This is a genomic window from Pragia fontium DSM 5563 = ATCC 49100 (assembly GCF_900112475.1).
In the GTDB taxonomy this organism is placed as follows: Bacteria; Pseudomonadota; Gammaproteobacteria; order Enterobacterales; family Enterobacteriaceae; genus Pragia; species Pragia fontium.
The window spans coordinates 359,903-376,761 of the sequence record NZ_FOLW01000003.1; the positions used below are offsets into that span (position 1 = coordinate 359,903).

Sequence of the window (16,859 nt, forward strand, 5' to 3'; positions counted from 1 at the left end):
ATGGGTTTAGCAGTGTCGATTTTTTAGCATAGGCTGATTGAACAGGTTGTCAGTCAGTTGCTAAACGAAACAATACTTAGGAATTATGATTATCAGGAAACGGGTATTAGTGCAAGAAAGGAAGTTTTTTGGTTGCGGGGGCCAGATTTGAACTGACGACCTTCGGGTTATGAGCCCGACGAGCTACCGGGCTGCTCCACCCCGCGTCCGAAAAACTTATAGCTATTTGAATGACAGGGTGTTTTCTGCCTTAATACCGTAGCAAGGGGTATTAATTGGTTGCGGGGGCCAGATTTGAACTGACGACCTTCGGGTTATGAGCCCGACGAGCTACCGGGCTGCTCCACCCCGCGACTGTAGGAGGCGCATAATACTCTCTGTGGCACAGGTTGCAAGTGTTTTTTCTTTGAAGTAACAAAAAACTACGTTTATTGTTCACTGTTGTGTAACTTTTCGCCGTTTTAAAACGTAACTTTTTTTATCCGGCCTTTTCTTTATACTGGAGGCTTTGCTATTGTTTGGCAGCGATAAAACAGCGGTTAAAAAAGTGAGTGATGAAATGAAAGGACGTTGGGCTAAATTTTTACTCGGTGGTGTCATCATTGCGTTGCTTGCAGGGTGCGAATCTCGACCAACCGATCGTGGGCAACAGTATATAGACGGCAAATTAACCCATCCGTTTGAACTGGTTAATAATCCTAATGCAAAAAATAAACCGGTAAACGGTAAAGATTTTGCTCAGCAGGTTTATGAAATCAGTCAGGTTTCCCCCTCGCTGTATAATAAGCATCGTGAAACTTATCAGGCAATCTTCCAATGGATGGTCGCCGGTGCCAGCGGATCTCAGTTAGCTGAGTTCAATATTGACACTTATCAGATGGAAGGCGTTGATAATTACGGTAACGTGCAATTTACCGGTTATTACACCCCAGTGATTCATGCCAGACATACCAAGCAGGGCGAATTTAAATACCCGCTGTATGCGATGCCAAAGAAAACTAAAAAGATGCGTCGTCTACCTGACCGTGCTGGAATTTATGCCGGTGGGTTGGATGGCCTGAATCTGGAGTTGGCCTACAGTAATTCGTTGGTGGATAACTTTATGATGGAAGTCCAGGGTAGTGCTTACGTCGATTTTGGCGATGGTACTCCGCTGGTGTTTTTTGCCTATGCGGGTAAAAATGGCCGTGCCTATAACAGCGTCGGTAAAGTGCTGATCGATCGGAATGAAGTGCCGCGTGAAGAGATGTCGATGCAGGCAATTAAACGCTGGACGGAACAGCATAGCGAAGATGAAGTCAGAGAGTTGCTGGAACAAAACCCATCATTTGTGTTTTTTAAACCTAAGCATTCTGCACCGGTCAAAGGCGCGAGTGCGGTTCCACTCATTGCTAAGGCGTCAGTAGCATCAGATAAAACCTTGATCCCTGCGGGCACCACTATTTTAGCAGAAGTGCCGTTACTGGATAATCAGGGTAAATTTACTGGTAAATATGAAATGCGTCTGATGATTTCACTGGACGTTGGCGGTGCGATTAAAGGTCATCACTTTGATATTTATCAGGGAATCGGCGATGACGCTGGACATGCGGCAGGTTTTTATAATCACTATGGTCGGGTGTGGGTGCTAAGTACACCGCCGGACGCGCCAGTAGCCGCTAAATAATACGTTTGAATGGTTTGGTATCTAATGGTTAATCATGCAGTTTGATTGGTGATTAACCGGATACTGAGCCGATATATTGCTTTAATTTTTTACATCACCGAGGTTCCTTATGACTGCCGCCTATTCCGAGGCCTATTCACAGCGTTTCAGCGGCGTGGCCCGTCTTTATGGTCAGCAGGCGCTGAGCGTATTTGCTCAGGCGCACGTTTGCGTTATCGGTATTGGTGGCGTGGGGTCATGGGCGGCGGAAGCCTTAGCCAGAAGCGGTATTGGTCGAATCACTTTGATTGATATGGACGATGTCTGTGTGACCAATACCAATCGACAGATCCATGCGTTGCGTCAGACTGTCGGTCAGCCAAAATGTGAGGTGATGGCTCAACGTATTGCGCAAATTAATCCGGAATGTGAAGTCACCTGCATTGATGACTTTATTACTCCAGAAAATATAGCGGATTATATTAGTGATAAATTTGACTATGTGATTGATGCCATTGACAGCGTACGTCCGAAAGCGGCGCTGTTGTCCTACTGCCGCCGTTTTAAAATTCCAGTGGTCACAACGGGCGGTGCCGGTGGGCAAATCGATCCAACCCAGATTCAAGTCACCGATTTAGCGAAAACTATTCAGGATCCGCTGGCGGCCAAACTGCGCGAGCGTCTGAAAAATGATTTTGGCGTGGTTAAAAACGGCAAAGGTAAGTTGGGTATTGACTGTGTTTTTTCTACTGAGCAGTTGGTTTATCCTCAGGCCGATGGGAGCGTGTGCGCCGCCAAAAGCAGCGCCGATGGCCCAAAAAGAATGGACTGCGCCTCTGGGTTTGGTGCAATTACCATGGTGACGGCTTCGTTTGGTTTTATTGCCGTTTCCCATGCCTTGAAGAAAATGCTGGCTCGGGCGGCAAGAGCCGCCTGATTAGAGGCAGGATTCAGCAGTCTGGCGAATAGCGCTGACTAATGAATCCAATCCCTGGGAGCGGGATGTGCTTAACTGCTGGTGAATACCTAGCTGGTCAAATAACGCCATCAGTTCGATTTCTATTACCTGCTGTGGCGTTTTCCCTTCAATCTGCGTTAGCAGAATAGCCAGAATACCTTTAACGATTCTTCCTTCACTGTCGCCGTAAAAATGTAGAGTGCCATCCTCATTAAGCTGATGACCAAGCCAGACCCGGTTTTCACAACCTTTTAGTTCCAACTGCTGCTGTTTCAGTTCTTCAGGCAGTGGTGGCAGCTGTTTAGCCAGTTGAATGAGCTGACGGTAGCGATCTTCCCATTGAGATTTATCACTAAACAGTGCCAGCAATTGCTGCACAGTGATCTCTGTACCGAAAGGATGGGGGGCAAGCATAATCACTCCAGCAATGACAAGGCGTAGGTTAAAGATTCATACAGTCGATCGACATCGGCCAACTGGTTATAAGGCGCAAAAGAGGCGCGTAGCGTACCGCTGACGCCCATGGCATCCAGCAGCGGCTGCGTACAATGTTGACCAGAACGGATAGCGACCCCCTGTTCTGATAGCAGAGCAGCGATATCACTATGGTGATATCCATCGATATTAAAGGCTAACAGGCTGCTACCCGGTGCACGATAGCTGATAAAGCCGCGAATAGAGGATAACTGATCGTAAGCGGCTTGAGCCAGAGCACAGGCGTAACGTTCGGCTTCAACCATGTCTTGAGTTTTTAACCACGACAGGGCCGCGCCAAGCCCAATAACGCCAGCAATATTTGGTGTGCCAGCCTCAAAGCATTCTGGTACTGATTGTGGCTGAAATCCGCTGAAGCTGGCCTGCGTTAGCATTTTCCCGCCGCCTTGCCATGGCGTCATTTCTGCCAGTAGGGCGGCTTTGCCATATAGTGCACCAATGCCGGTAGGGCCATATAATTTATGGGCGGAGAACGCGTAGAAGTCGATATCCAGCTGTTGTACATCCGGGGGAGAGTGGACGGCACCTTGAGCACCGTCGACCACCACCACCGTGCCATTGCTATGCGCTAATTTGATAGCCAACTGGAGATCCGGGCAACCGCCGGTGACGTTCGACATATGGCCAATGGCCAGAATTCGCGTTTTTTTAGTTAATAGTGCAGGGAGCTGGTTAAGATCCGGCATAAAGAACTTGTTGATCGGTAATTTAACCACACGAGCGCCGGTTTGTTGGGCAACAATCAGCCAAGGGATCAGGTTTGAGTGATGTTCCGATTCTGCCACGATAATTTCATCGTCGGCCTGTAGGCGCGGACGAGCATAGCTCTGCGCCACCAGATTAATTGCCTCAGTGGTGCCTTTGGTCCAGACAATTTGCCGATGGCTGTCAGCGTTCAATAGCTCAGCAACCAACTGGCGAGCATTTTCAAACAGTTCGGTTGCCTGTTGAGCTGCGCTATGTGCGCTGCGGTGAACGGTTGCGCCGTTGTGGGCGTAATACTGTTCAGTCGCCTTGATCACGGCCAACGGTTTTAGGGCGGTTGCCGCACTATCAAGATAGCAGCCCGTCTGTTTTAGCGCGGGAAACTGTTGACGAAATAGATCGGGATTAAAGGATTTCATAAGCAATATTTTATCACGGATATCAGTAGTCGGTTGTGCTCGCTGCATATGACCGGAATTGTACTAGTCGCAAAGCCAAAGCACAGCATTAATTGCTACTTAATTTTATTTGCAGTTGGCGGCGTTTCAGAAGATAGTTAACCAAGGCAATGAAAGATTATTATCATTTTATTGAGAGTTGTAACCTGTTTAACCGTAAGGAAGAATTTATGAAACGTTTTGTTCTGGCATCCGCCGCACTGTTATTGACGCTAGGTTTGGCCGGTTGTTCAAGTCATTATGAAATGACGATGCAAAATGGGGCAAGGATTATCACGGTCGGTGAACCTTCTGCTGATGCGAACACCGGGATTGTGACCTATGAAACCCGTTTTAATGGGGAACAGCAGATTCCACAAAGCGAAGTAAAAGACTACGTTAAACAACCGTACTAGCCGTACTCATCTCACCAGAAACTTCCCCAAAATAATGATAAAAAAAAGCACCGCAATTTGCGGTGCTACTGTAATCACTATGGACAGACAGGGTAAATGTTCAGAAAAATAAATAATCATTAATCCAAAGGCTTAATGATGACACCCAACAAACGCCAGGCAAATTAGCAAACACAACATCACAACCACAAAGCCAAAATGCGCCCTTTATTCAAAAACACATTTTTCGTTCCGGCTTAGGAAGTGCGCTCACTATAGGTATTTGCTGGCTTATGTACAACGGACAATTTATAATGTATCGCATTAGAAAAACTAATGCATAGATAGCGATAATGCCCCACCGATTCGCTATGTCGTCCAGACGTCAGGAAGTATTATCAATCTTATGAAACGATTACCTCCACTGAATGCTCTGCGGGTGTTTGATTCCGCCGCTCGCCACCTTAGCTTTACTAAGGCTTCTGAAGAATTATTTGTGACGCAGGCCGCAGTTAGCCATCAAATTAAATCATTAGAAGATTTTCTCGGCCTTAAACTTTTTCGACGGCGTAATCGCTCTCTTTTATTGACGGAAGAGGGACAAAGTTACTATTTAGACATCAAGGAAATTTTTGCTTCCCTGAATGAAGCGACCCGCAAGCTACAGGCTCGTAGCGCCAAGGGCGCGTTAACCGTTAGTTTACCAACCAGTTTCGCTATTCAGTGGTTGGTGCCTAGGCTGTCTGGATTTCATGCTCGTCATCCGGGTATCGATGTGCGTATTCAGGCCATTGACCGCGATGAGTGGAAGATTTCCGATGATGTGGATGTGGCCATTTTTTATGGCAGAGGGAACTGGTCGGGACTTCGGGTTGAGCCGTTGTATGCGGAGTATATGATTCCGGTATGTTCCCCCTCCCTAATGATGGGGGCTCATCCACTCACCTCACCGGCAGCGCTGGGCCATCATACACTGTTGCACGATGCATCAAGGCGTGATTGGCAGGCCTATATTCGCCAACTGGGTGTGCAGCAGATTAACGTCCAGCAAGGGCCGATATTTAGTCATACGGCGATGGTGGTTCAGGCGGCGGTTCATGGTCAGGGGGTTGCGCTGGTGAATAACGTGTTGGCGCTGGCGGAGATTGAGTCCGGACGTCTGGTTTGTCCGTTTAACCACGCCCTTGCCAGTAAGAATGCCTTCTATTTAGTTTGCCATGAAAGTCAGGCAGAACTGGGGAAAATCGCGTCATTTCGTGAGTGGATTTTAGCGTTGGCGACCAGCGAGCAGGAAAGCGTTTATTTACGCTATGATGAATAGATCTCGGTGGAAGTAAAAACATTAGTGATATAAACGGCAATTTACCGGTAGAATTGCGGCAGATTGTAGAAAGACTGACAAAAAAGGCGTGAATAACAATGAAAAGTCGTTGGATTCTGGCGTTTGCTGCAATAAGCGGTTTTATTTTTGTTGCCCTTGGGGCATTTGGCGCCCATGGTTTGAGTAATATTCTGGATATGAAACAGATGGCGTGGCTGCGTACCGGGCTGGATTATCAGGGCTTACATACGTTGGCGCTTCTGGCGTTGGGTATTGCCGTTCAGTTTATGGATAATCCATGGTTTCGCCGTAGCGCGGCTTTTTTAGCAGTGGGTATGCTGTTATTTAGCGGTAGTCTGTATTGGCTGGCGCTGACCTCAATGACAATATGGCCGTATATTACCCCGCTGGGCGGATTTTGTTTTTTAATTGGCTGGGCTCTGCTGTTAGTTGGTGCATTGCAGCGGAATAAAAAGGTTTAAGAGTGAATAAAGTAGCGTTGTATTGTCGCCCGGGCTTTGAGAAAGAGTGCGCGGCAGAAATTGCAGAGAAGGCCGCCAAGTTGGAAGTCTACGGTTTTCCACGAGTGAAAGATAACAGCGGCTATGTGCTGTTTGAATGTTATCAGCACGAGGATGCCGATCGTTTGGTAAAAGAGCTTTCTTTCAATTCACTGATTTTTGCCCGCCAGATGTTGGTTGTGGGTGATTTACTAAAGGATTTACCTGTTGAAGATCGGGTTTCTCCGATTGTCGGTATGATTCAAGGTGCGGTGGAAAATGCCGGTGATTTACGGGTTGAAGTGCCGGATACCAATGAAGGCAAAGAGTTACTTAAATTCTGTCGTAAACTGACGGTTCCGCTTCGTCAAGCGATGCGCGAACGAGGCGTGTTGCTGGCTAAAGAGAACCTTCGCCGTCCAGTGATCCACGTTTTCTTTATTGCCAGTGGGTGTTGCTATGTGGGCTATTCATACAGTAGCAATAATTCCCCTTTCTTTATGGGAATACCGCGCCTGAAGTTTCCGTCTGACGCACCCAGCCGTTCGACCCTCAAGCTGGAAGAAGCATTTCACGTGTTTATTCCTGCCGATGAGTGGGAGGAGCGTTTAGCCAGTGGCATGCGCGCCGTCGATCTTGGCGCTTGTCCGGGAGGATGGACCTATCAGTTAGTTCAGCGCAGTATGATGGTGGATGCCGTTGATAATGGGCCAATGGCGCAAAGTCTGATGGATACCGGGCAGGTAACGCACCATCGTGAAGATGGTTTTCGTTATGAGCCGAAAAATTCAACCAACTATTGGGTCGTCTGCGATATGGTAGAAAAACCATGGCGCGTGGCTAATCTGATGGCGGACTGGCTGATAAAGGGTTGGTGTCGGGAAGCGATTTTCAACCTGAAACTGCCGATGAAAAAGCGTTACGAAGAGGTTTGTCAGAATCTAAAAGCGATTGACGATAAGCTGAAAGAGAACGGCATTAATGCTCAGATTAATGCTAAGCAGCTTTATCACGATAGAGAAGAAGTGACGGTACACGTTCGCCGTATTTGGAGTGCAGTTCCAGGCCGTCGGGATGAACGCGACAGATAAGCTATAGGTATGGACTGGTAGAAATGAAAAACGGACGGCTTTCTTTATTCATAGGGCTGTCCGTTATCAGTTAATTTTTGAGCCTATGGCAATAGTGCCAACATCATATCAATGGTTGGTATCTTGTTCGGTATGGGAATAACGCAGTTGTTGCAGATTACCTGCTAATTGTACATCCTGCTTCAGAGTAGCAATATCACGACATAGATAAGCCATCTCCCGCTGTTCAATCAATTTGCTACGCCATTTTACCGGGACGTTTTCTATCTGGCGGTAAATTTCATCCAGTGAGCCGTATTGCGTTAACAAGCTGGTTGCCGCTTTTGGGCCAATACCGCTAATACCCGGCAGTTTACTGCTGCTAATACCTGCTAATCCCCAGAAGTCGGTGAGCTGTGCCGGTTTTACGCCAAATTCCTGTTCAATAAAAGGAACATCCAACCAGCGTTTTTGAAAATAATCGCGGATGCGCAAAGTTGGTGCTAATAACTGACAATAGCCTTTATCCGTTGAGACGATAGTGACTTGATAGCCAAGTTGGCTGACTCGATGTGCTAACGTTGCCGTTAAATCATCCGCTTCATCTCCAATGGATTGCCAACTGGTTACCCCGGCTTGTTCAAACGCCACTTTTAACTGAGGGAGTTCGAGTTCCAGCGACTCCGGCATTGGCGAACGACCCGCTTTATAGTCAGGGTAGCGCTGATGACGCCAACTGCTGCTGCGATTTTCATCATCAAAAACGGCAACAATATGAGTGGGCTGGCTGTGCTGAATAAGCTGGTCTAATGCACGCAGGCAGGCCGTTGCGCAAGGGGAGCCCTGTACCGCATGAATACGGCGTATCAGGTTTAGAGCATCAACGATCAATAGATGGATGGGCATAGGCGTTGTCTTATCCGTAAGCTGCCGGAGTGATGAACTCCGGCAGGGTTATCACAATGTCATCAAGAACAGATCTCATAACAAGGCGTATAGGCGGTACCCGGCAGTTTCATACGATGCTGAGCCACAAATCCTTGTAACAGGCTATCCATGTGTTTCATCATTTGTGGGTCGCCGTGAATCTTATAGCGGCCATGCTGTTCGATTGCCTGAATGCCGACGTCTTTAACGTTACCGGCAACGATGCCTGAGAATGCCCGACGTAATGCGGCCGCCAGTTTTTCTGGTGGTTGATTTGGGTGAAGATTCAGGTTGGCCATATTTTCGTGGGTTGGTTCAAAAGGATGCTGTAAGTCTGCTGCGATTTTCATTGACCAGTTAAAGCTATAGGCATCACCGGTTTCCTGACGGCTCTCTTTTACCTTAGACATACCGTGTTTCATTTGACGAGCCACCTCTTCAGGATCGTCAATCACGATGGTGTAGTGTTGGCGAGCCTGTTCGCCTAATGTGCTAAGAATAAAGGTATCCAGTACATGGAAATAGTCAGCACTCTCTTTTGGACCGGTCAGAATTAGCGGTAATTTCTGATCTTTGTTTTCAGGATTCATCAGAATCCCCAGCAGGTAGAGGAGTTCTTCTGCGGTACCGACCCCGCCTGGGAAAATGATAATACCGTGGGCGATGCGCACAAAGGCTTCCAGACGTTTTTCAATGTCAGGCATGATAATCAATTCATTGACCAGCGGATTTGGTGGTTCTGCGGCAATGATTGAGGGTTCGGTCAAACCAATAAAGCGGCTCTCTTTGTAAGCCTGTTGGGCATGCCCCACGGCGGCTCCTTTCATTGGAGCCTCCATGGCACCGGGACCACAGCCAGTACAAATATTGAGTTTACGTAATCCGAGTTGATTGCCGACTTTACGGGCATAGAGATACTCGGTTTCGTTAATCGAGTGACCACCCCAGCAAACGACCATGTTTGGTGCTTCGCCCACATGTAGGGCGCGGGCATTGCGTAAAATAGAGAACACCAGATTAGTCAGATGAACCGAGTCATCGGGATCCATTCGATGATCTCTAAATGCTTGTGTGAGCTGCCCATTAACGAACAGAATATCTCTCAGTACGGCAAATAAGTTGGCCTGAATTGAGTGGATTAATCGGCCGTCTACGAAAGCATCTTCCGGCGGATTGATTAATTCCAATTTTATGCCGCGTTCGCGACGTAATATATTAATATCAAAAGATTTATAGCGTTCAAGCAGCTCTTTGCTGTTATCGGTTTGGCTACCTGCATTTAATGCAGCCAGTGAACAGTTACGAAATAAGTGATAGAGATTACTGCTGGCTGTACTTTTAAGGGTATCCACCTCAAGTTGTGATAACAGGTCCATTGAACCAAGTGGTGGGCTAATATGTGTAATCAAACTAACTCCCTAATATTTAGGTTATTTAGCAACATGTCTTGTTGGTTGAAACAACATTATTGATGCTATGACTGTTTATCTTGGCTATGACTCATTGTAGCGATGGTTTCTACTCAAGTTGTACTACTTTACTAAGATGATGGAAACCATTCACAGTAAAATTATGTATTTTCTTAAACTTACCCTCAATAATGCGAGGTATCGCTAGTTTTTAGCCCAAATCATGTCAGAGACTCAGACCGTCTATTGTCTGGACAGACGTTGAGTTGTGGGTACGAATGTCGTATTGGTGCGGTACGGATTGATATCCAACCCTCCCCGTCGGGTATAGCGCGCATACACGGTTAAGGCGGTAGGGTGACAGTAGCGTTGAATATCGCTGAAAATGCGTTCCACACACTGTTCGTGAAATTCATTATGGTGGCGGAAAGAGACGATATAACGCAGCAGGGCTTCGCGATCAATTTTCGGCCCACGATAGTGGATTTGCACTGAGCCCCAGTCCGGTTGATGAGTGATCAGACAGTTAGACTTTAACAGATGACTCACCAATATTTCTTCTACAGGCGCTGTATTTTGTTCAGTAATCGCCTGTTCCAACAGCTTGTCGTCGAAATGGTAACTATCAATAGTGATGGGCTGATCGTCGATGCATTCACCGGCAAAATCAGTGATGGTTCCGATCTCGGGCTGGCTTAAGTGAAAGAGTTTTACGCTCACGTCTCCTTGAGCACACTGTGATAAATCACGGGCAAGGGTCTGTTGTACGGTTTGCCAGTCTGCAAAACATGTTTGGTTGAAACTGTTCAGGTACAGCTTGAAACTTTTCGATTCAATCAGGTTGCTGCTGCTGGCCGGAATAGCGACTTCACCAATGGCTACCTGCGGCAATCCACGTGAATTCAGCCATGAAAGTTCATACAGCGTCCAGATATCGGCACCATGAAACGGAAGATTATCCGCTTTAAGACCCAGTGGATCGCGGTTTAAACTGCGTGGAACCGGCTGCAACAGAGAGGCGTCATACCGATCAACATAGGCAGTTTCTTTGCCCAGAGTTAGGTTTGATAGCGCCTGATGATTGTCATAATGGGAAGTCATGCTATTACCCCGATGTGGTATCACGATATAATTGTTGAAAATTGGCTATAGTGTAACGCAATCTTTGAGAGAAATATGACATATCCAGTAATCTCCGCCCTAACTCAATTTACCTCTGCTTTTGTTGAAGGTTGGCAGCAACAAACCGGACATGAACCCGCCAGTGAACAGCTGTATGGCGTCGCTTCACCCTGCATCGTCAGGACTTTGGAAGAGTCGGTTCTTTGGCTCCCTCAGCCGTTTAGTGCCTCTGCTTCTTTAGCAAACGTTGAGCGTGGGGTGAATCTCTCATTGAGAGAAGAGGGGGTTCACTATTTTACTACACAGTATGCCGGAGATATGGCTGCACGTTTTGGTGAACTTGATTTATCGCTGATACAGGTATGGAGCGAAGAGGATTTTGTCCGGCTACAGGAAAATCTGATCGGTCATCTGGTGACTCAACGCAGACTAAAGCTATCTCCAACCCTGTTTATTGCCACGACAGACTCAGAAATGGAGATGGTGTCTCTGTGTAATCTAACAGGGGAAGTCGTGCTGGAACATTTTGGTACCAGTAAACGTGAAACGTTGTCGGCATCGCTGGATCTATTCCTGCAAAAATTGGTTCCTCAAGTACATTTATAGCTTTTATCGGCAGTTGGTCATTCTATTTATTCGAGAAGGTTACGCAGAATGACAATAACCTTGTGAGACATATCCTACAAGCACTGTGAGACATCTCGTTTAGTTTTTTCATCCGGTATTTAATAAATTCATTATATATCATTTTGTTACTGTCTTTTAGGTCAGATAAAAAGGGGACTAATAGGATGTAAGTCTCTATTGTGTATTGTGAGACACGCGAAATTAAGCGATTCTATGTCCAACGAAAGGGAGCTCAGGAAGAGCGACGTATCAGGAAGGTACGGGCAAGGATAAAGCAAAAGGATTAGCTTAGGAAGAGCTTAGGATGTTCATCAGGAAGATGACGGGAATAGTTTAGGATTGAACTAACGGACAACTTCAGGATGAAGATTTTACCTATCAGGATGGTAGGGCGTCAGGAAGACAACAAGGATTGAAACCATCAGGAAGATGGTAGGACAGTTTAAGGATAAAACTAGCGGACACCTCCAGGATGGAGAACGAATACCTACCGGAGTGTAGGGGGTCAGGAAGACTAACAGGGACAGGCATCAGGATGATGCAGGATGACTCGTCAGGAAGAAAGTAGGACGCTGCTAAGGATAGTGTGGTTAGGATAACCAACATGGATAAAGTTTTCAGGGATTGAGCAGGGAAGCAACAAGAGTAGCTGGATTGCTATAAAACGGACTGGGCCCACTGTATATGCAGTGGGCCTTTTTCTTTGTGGCGAATCCTGTGATTCGCCAATGTATTGATATACCCATTCTCTACGGTTTTTCGCCGTGGGACATTTTTCCTGTTTTTACGCCAATTAATCAAAATGGTATGATGGGCGACTTTTCCCGATAGCTACTGCATGGCTTGTGCGCCTAATTAAACGAGAGAGCATGAACTTAGAGAATCAGGTATGGATATTGCTGACGAAAGTAGAGCAATTGATGCATCAACAGGATTTATGGAGTTTGACTCCCCCTGAACTTAGCGCCTTCGACAGCCAGGAACCATTTAGTATTGACACCATGTCGCCGGAAGAGTGGTTACAGTGGGTGTTTGTTCCTCGTATGAGAGCGGTGATTGAGGCGCATCAACCGTTACCCGCACGTATTGCGATCGCACCCTATTTTGAGGAAGCGTTTAATCCGCGTCCGGAAGATCATCAGGAACTGATTGATACCCTTAAGAGCATTGATGCTCTGTTGAATAAAGAATTCAGCCCTTCGAGAAGAAGAGAATAATGTAGAGGCGGTCATTTATTATCAGGTCTGACATGATGCGATAGTTGTAAGGTGTTTTTATCTGATAAAACATGACCTATTATCGTGCTTATTTTTATCCTATTAATTACGGGCAGCAGAAACACTACTTGTAATATTATTATGAATCATAAAATCAACAATATTCTTAATAATGAGTAGACATCTTTATTGTTAATTAATTTTAATATTAAATTAAATATTTATTTTATTCTGCAATTACCAATAACTATTTACACTGACATTATTTAAATGTCATTAATTAATGGCGTGATTATATTTATGAGGGGGTGGATAATTCATTAAAATGTTTTTTTATTTGTTTTTTTGAGTGCTCGTTACGTGATTTGCTTATGCTTAATAACGCTAGTGCTGTTTGTTGTTGATTACATATTATATTGATTATATTAGCTTTAAGTAACTTAATTTATAGGTATTGACGATCAGTTTTATTAAGTTGATAGCTTTTGGTTATCAGTATTTTGTTATCGATCGTTATTAACAATTTGATGATTTTTTAATTCGATTTTATTTTGCCTGCGATGTAGGTCTATATACCCCATCTATTGTGGCGGTTCTTTCTTATATGAAAAGAATTGATTTCAGTTCAATAACGTTAGTACGCACAATTACTGTTATTTATTTGCATAAGTTATTTGTCGCTAAAGGGAATGAAAAAATAATGAATAAGATATTCACATCGATTTACAGCCATTCTACGGGGCTATGTGTAGTTGCGTCTGAATTAGCAAAAGGGAAGAAGAAGTCTAATACGGTAATGAAATCGTTCTCAATAGCTACTGACAGGATCGAGCCAGCTTTAGAGCTGACCAATCCAATAAAATTTTTGTTAATTACAGCTTTAGCAACTTTGAGTGGTACGTCGGTAGCAGCACCATGGGTGAATGCCATCGGAACAACTCAATATGTCACTTCCAATACCCACAGCAGCAGTTCGTCTGATGAATTTCTTTCAGCGGCAAGTGCGGGAACTATTGATGGGCGTGCACTATCAAGCCTACATCTTAAATATACGGGTTTATCTGGAATACATGGTGTTGTAGCAACGGGCGGAAGTAAAATTACTTTAGGCAATAACGTTATTTTTGATAATTTTCGGACTTCTCTTACTGATAGTCATTTAACGATAGGTAGTGATTTTCAGGCAAATAATCATCTCAACCAAATATTGCATCTCCTTGCTGTTTCTAACGGTTCCCTGACTCTGGGTGAACGTGCCACACTCGATGGTAAAGGACTTAAGCTGTCTGCTAGTAGTAATAGCAATATAATAGCGAATATTGGAGATGGCTTAATAATCAATAGTACAGCCCTTAATGCTCCTGCAATTGATATTTATACGGCCAACATTGATAGTGATTCTTATCATGTCACCATCGGTAAAAATGCGTATATCACGGGTGGTGGAGTTGGTGCTATAGGTAAAGGTGTTTTCACGATAGGTGAAGGGGCAACAATAATTGGAAATAATGGCCTACAGGGAGGCGTTTTTTATGCTGTCAGTGGTGCCAACACGAGTCTAAAAGATGCAACGCTAACGCACTTAACATCTGAATTAACGGGTGCTCCAAATACGGTTGCTGTTGCTGGCGTTCGGGGAGAAGGTACTGTTATGAACTTAGATAATGTTGTCATTAGTGCTCCGAACTCTGATCAAATAGCAGGCCTTCAAATCGCAAATATCGCGGGCGGAGGAAGTGGGCCTTTCGGCGCTACCATTAATATGAGAGGCGGAGAAATCAATACTGGCCTTGCTATAAGGTACAGTCATAGCTCTGCAACACCACCAGCACCAAATTCAGAGAATATTTATGGTAAGGATATCATTAACATAGTCAATACCGTTATTTCATCATCGCAACTGCTCTACATGCACTACATAGATTCAGATCCAAATGCGGTGAATTTATTTTTTGAATTGAATCTCAAAAATGTAGATGCTTCGCAAGTTACCGATGGCATCATTGTTGACCATTTTGCCGGTAATACAATGATTAATGTTGACTACGGCACGGTCATTGGTGGTGGGGCAATCAACAATGGTACTGGTGGCTTGAATATTAATGTTGATCACGGCTCCAGTTTACAAGGCAATATAATCAACAACGGTGATGGTAATATCAGCGGTAGCATCGGTGGTGGTGGTATTGTTGACGGTGGACTGACTAATAATGGTAATGGTCGAATTGATTTTGGTATCAACAATGGCGGTACTTTACGCGGTGACGTAATTAAAAATGGCAAAGGAAATATCAATCTGTCCATCAATGAGGGGGGGATCTGGAATGGTAATGGCCGCAACGTCAATTTGTGGTTAAAAAATAACGCCATCTACCAAATGGCAAATGCTTCCTCCAGTTTTACCAGGGTCAAGATGGACAATAATAGTATCCTTGACTTTGGACGGCCTGATATGACGATGGTCACCTTTGCTCGGAAAATCCCCTCTTCTCCATTTAAAACCTTCTTATCGATTAGTGATATGACACAAACTGATGGGGGGCTCGCTAATATTCGAATGTCGACAGATTTAGGGCAGGGTAAAGGTGATTTAGTCTCGGTTAATGGTGCTATGACGGGGCGTTATTTGGTTGATGTCACTAACTACGGTGTGGGACCCTCAGCACCAAACGAATCGTTGCGGATTATTCAAGGTGGCGTAGGCAGCAGCACGGAGGTGGCTTTAACGGGTAGTCAGTATCGGGATGCGGGTATGTATCGCTATCACTTAACTGCGGATAATTCAGGTACCGGCTATTGGTTAGTTAATGGTGATGGTACTGGTGTATCCCACGGTGGCGGTGATGACGACACCATGAAGAGCGGTAATGCTTATAACCCCGATGGCTCTTTTAATAAGTTTATACCTGAGGATAGTTTCACACCAAACCCGCAAAAGATTAATCAGGTAAGTGACCTGGCTCGCACAATACAGAGCGCTTCTGTCGCTCAGACCCTCGATTTATTAAATCAATCTCGTAACGTGGCGCAGCATATCGACGGCTTACGTCTGATGGGCATTAAAGGCGACCATGATGCTACGTTGTGGATTAATAACTTCTATACAAACACCGAAGTTAGTTCTGATGTAGTGGGGCATAAGTTCAAGATTAACACCAACGTGACCTATATTGGAGTAGATAAATCCTGGGATATTAGCGATAACAATACTCTGATTTCAGGCATCTTTACCGGTGTAGGGACTGCTAAGAATAAGTATCGTGTTAATAATAGTCACGGTGATTCAGATATCTACACGACCGGTATTTACGGCATGTATGTCCATAGCTCCGGTTTATTTGCGGATGTGGTGGCACAAGGGTATCGCCTTAAGACTCATGATGATGCTTATACTGAGCAAGGGACTAAAACGTCTTACGATATGAACAGCAATGCCGTGAGTTTAGGATTGGATATTGGTCAACGTTATGCCCTTCAGGACAGCTTCTATGTGGAACCATCGATTAAACTAGCTTATTTACGCAGTGGCAGTGCTAAGTTTAATACGCGAGGAATCAGTCAGATTAAGGTGAAGAAAGAGTCTTCTGATGTGTTTCAGTATGGTTTAGGACTAAATATAGGTAAAACTATCACTACGAGCGCTTCTGATGCGTTTGTTCAGCCGTATTTAGCTCTGACAGTATTAAAGCAAAACGTTAGTGGTGGGGACGTGAAGTCCAGTGGTACCACGATGAAGAGTGATTTAGATGGCTATCATTTTCAGTCTAATCTTGGTGTGAACTGGCAGATGAATAAAAACAATTCTGTCTTTACGGAAGTGAATACGGGCAGTGGTGATAAGTTCAGCAATGCCTTGGGTGTGGGCATTGGTTATCGCTATAGCTTCTGATAACGGGTATGACCGGTAGCTCGATCGCAATATAAGATCGTCTACCGGTATAATTAACTTAGTCTATTGTTGTTGATAGATCTATGCTCGATAAGTTTTCATCACTGATATTAAATGGGCGTTGCGATGTATATAAGGCGCT

Annotated in this window: 14 protein-coding genes and 2 tRNA genes; 9 read left to right on the top strand and 7 right to left on the bottom strand. The window is 45.1% G+C overall.

Annotated features, from left to right (window positions below):
• Positions 1-129 precede the first annotated feature (129 nt).
• Together BMZ28_RS07260 and BMZ28_RS07265 are read right to left on the bottom strand one after the other, a co-directional pair.
• A tRNA-Met gene (locus BMZ28_RS07260) sits at positions 130-206 on the bottom strand.
• A gap of 70 nt (positions 207-276) precedes the next feature.
• Positions 277-353: transfer RNA gene (locus BMZ28_RS07265), tRNA-Met, on the bottom strand.
• Positions 354-559: 206 nt separating this feature from the next.
• Here BMZ28_RS07265 and mltA point away from each other — a divergent pair.
• Together mltA and tcdA are read left to right on the top strand one after the other, a co-directional pair.
• Positions 560-1,666 (top strand): murein transglycosylase A, encoded by a 1,107-nt coding sequence (gene mltA, locus BMZ28_RS07270; RefSeq protein WP_047782747.1) that lies wholly within the window; start codon positions 560-562, stop codon positions 1,664-1,666.
• A 109-nt stretch (positions 1,667-1,775) separates the two neighbouring features.
• The gene (gene tcdA, locus BMZ28_RS07275; protein WP_074821942.1) at positions 1,776-2,582 is read left to right on the top strand and encodes a tRNA cyclic N6-threonylcarbamoyladenosine(37) synthase TcdA; all 807 of its coding nucleotides are present in this window, start codon (positions 1,776-1,778) and stop codon (positions 2,580-2,582) included.
• Here the strand turns inward: tcdA and csdE are convergent, their stop codons facing one another.
• Positions 2,583-3,017, bottom strand: a complete 435-nt coding sequence (csdE, locus tag BMZ28_RS07280; RefSeq protein WP_047781800.1) for a cysteine desulfurase sulfur acceptor subunit CsdE — start codon at positions 3,015-3,017, stop codon at positions 2,583-2,585. It abuts the gene before it with no gap.
• A 2-nt stretch (positions 3,018-3,019) separates the two neighbouring features.
• Positions 3,020-4,222 (bottom strand): cysteine desulfurase CsdA, encoded by a 1,203-nt coding sequence (csdA, locus tag BMZ28_RS07285; RefSeq protein ID WP_047782746.1) that lies wholly within the window; start codon positions 4,220-4,222, stop codon positions 3,020-3,022.
• 209 nt (positions 4,223-4,431) lie between these two features.
• Between csdA and BMZ28_RS07290 the strand changes: the two genes are divergently transcribed.
• The 4 genes from BMZ28_RS07290 to rlmM all read left to right on the top strand — a co-directional run bounded on the left by BMZ28_RS07290 (position 4,432) and on the right by rlmM (position 7,547).
• Entirely contained in the window at positions 4,432-4,656 is a 225-nt protein-coding gene (locus BMZ28_RS07290) for a YgdI/YgdR family lipoprotein (protein ID WP_047782745.1), read from the top strand.
• A 385-nt stretch (positions 4,657-5,041) separates the two neighbouring features.
• Entirely contained in the window at positions 5,042-5,956 is a 915-nt protein-coding gene (locus BMZ28_RS07295) for a transcriptional regulator GcvA (protein ID WP_047781799.1), read from the top strand.
• A 98-nt stretch (positions 5,957-6,054) separates the two neighbouring features.
• The gene (locus tag BMZ28_RS07300; protein ID WP_047781798.1) at positions 6,055-6,438 is read left to right on the top strand and encodes a DUF423 domain-containing protein; all 384 of its coding nucleotides are present in this window, start codon (positions 6,055-6,057) and stop codon (positions 6,436-6,438) included.
• A 2-nt stretch (positions 6,439-6,440) separates the two neighbouring features.
• The gene (gene rlmM, locus BMZ28_RS07305; protein WP_047781797.1) at positions 6,441-7,547 is read left to right on the top strand and encodes a 23S rRNA (cytidine(2498)-2'-O)-methyltransferase RlmM; all 1,107 of its coding nucleotides are present in this window, start codon (positions 6,441-6,443) and stop codon (positions 7,545-7,547) included.
• Positions 7,548-7,655: 108 nt separating this feature from the next.
• Here the strand turns inward: rlmM and xni are convergent, their stop codons facing one another.
• The 3 genes from xni to queF all read right to left on the bottom strand — a co-directional run bounded on the left by xni (position 7,656) and on the right by queF (position 10,963).
• Positions 7,656-8,432, bottom strand: a complete 777-nt coding sequence (xni, locus tag BMZ28_RS07310) for a flap endonuclease Xni (protein ID WP_074821945.1) — start codon at positions 8,430-8,432, stop codon at positions 7,656-7,658.
• Between the two features lie 62 nt (positions 8,433-8,494).
• Entirely contained in the window at positions 8,495-9,862 is a 1,368-nt protein-coding gene (gene ppnN, locus BMZ28_RS07315) for a nucleotide 5'-monophosphate nucleosidase PpnN (RefSeq protein ID WP_047781795.1), read from the bottom strand.
• Positions 9,863-10,105: 243 nt separating this feature from the next.
• Positions 10,106-10,963 (bottom strand): NADPH-dependent 7-cyano-7-deazaguanine reductase QueF, encoded by an 858-nt coding sequence (gene queF, locus BMZ28_RS07320; protein ID WP_074821948.1) that lies wholly within the window; start codon positions 10,961-10,963, stop codon positions 10,106-10,108.
• Between the two features lie 75 nt (positions 10,964-11,038).
• On the opposite strand from queF, the gene syd reads away from it, so the two are divergent.
• The 3 genes from syd (at position 11,039) to BMZ28_RS07335 (ending at position 16,717) form a co-directional block, all read left to right on the top strand.
• Positions 11,039-11,590: a SecY-interacting protein gene (gene syd, locus BMZ28_RS07325; RefSeq protein WP_074821951.1), complete on the top strand. Its 552-nt coding sequence runs from the start codon at positions 11,039-11,041 to the stop codon at positions 11,588-11,590.
• An 890-nt stretch (positions 11,591-12,480) separates the two neighbouring features.
• The gene (locus BMZ28_RS07330) at positions 12,481-12,828 is read left to right on the top strand and encodes a YqcC family protein (protein ID WP_074821954.1); all 348 of its coding nucleotides are present in this window, start codon (positions 12,481-12,483) and stop codon (positions 12,826-12,828) included.
• 604 nt (positions 12,829-13,432) lie between these two features.
• A complete protein-coding gene (locus tag BMZ28_RS07335; protein ID WP_083399650.1) occupies positions 13,433-16,717 on the top strand; it encodes an autotransporter outer membrane beta-barrel domain-containing protein in 3,285 nt (1,094 codons plus the stop codon).
• Positions 16,718-16,859: the final 142 nt, after the last annotated feature.

Bases quoted from the DNA above. Each gene is read 5' to 3' on its own strand.
- BMZ28_RS07290 (WP_047782745.1), top strand. From the start codon at position 4,432: ATGAAACGTTTTGTTCTGGCATCCGCCGCACTGTTATTGACGCTAGGT.
- mltA (WP_047782747.1), top strand. From the start codon at position 560: ATGAAAGGACGTTGGGCTAAATTTTTACTCGGTGGTGTCATCATTGCG.
- syd (WP_074821951.1), top strand. From the start codon at position 11,039: ATGACATATCCAGTAATCTCCGCCCTAACTCAATTTACCTCTGCTTTT.
- csdA (WP_047782746.1), bottom strand. From the start codon at position 4,222: ATGAAATCCTTTAATCCCGATCTATTTCGTCAACAGTTTCCCGCGCTA.
- BMZ28_RS07330 (WP_074821954.1), top strand. From the start codon at position 12,481: ATGAACTTAGAGAATCAGGTATGGATATTGCTGACGAAAGTAGAGCAA.
- tcdA (WP_074821942.1), top strand. From the start codon at position 1,776: ATGACTGCCGCCTATTCCGAGGCCTATTCACAGCGTTTCAGCGGCGTG.
- BMZ28_RS07295 (WP_047781799.1), top strand. From the start codon at position 5,042: ATGAAACGATTACCTCCACTGAATGCTCTGCGGGTGTTTGATTCCGCC.
- csdE (WP_047781800.1), bottom strand. From the start codon at position 3,017: ATGCTTGCCCCCCATCCTTTCGGTACAGAGATCACTGTGCAGCAATTG.
- queF (WP_074821948.1), bottom strand. From the start codon at position 10,963: ATGACTTCCCATTATGACAATCATCAGGCGCTATCAAACCTAACTCTG.
- BMZ28_RS07335 (WP_083399650.1), top strand. From the start codon at position 13,433: ATGAAAAGAATTGATTTCAGTTCAATAACGTTAGTACGCACAATTACT.
- xni (WP_074821945.1), bottom strand. From the start codon at position 8,432: ATGCCCATCCATCTATTGATCGTTGATGCTCTAAACCTGATACGCCGT.
- BMZ28_RS07300 (WP_047781798.1), top strand. From the start codon at position 6,055: ATGAAAAGTCGTTGGATTCTGGCGTTTGCTGCAATAAGCGGTTTTATT.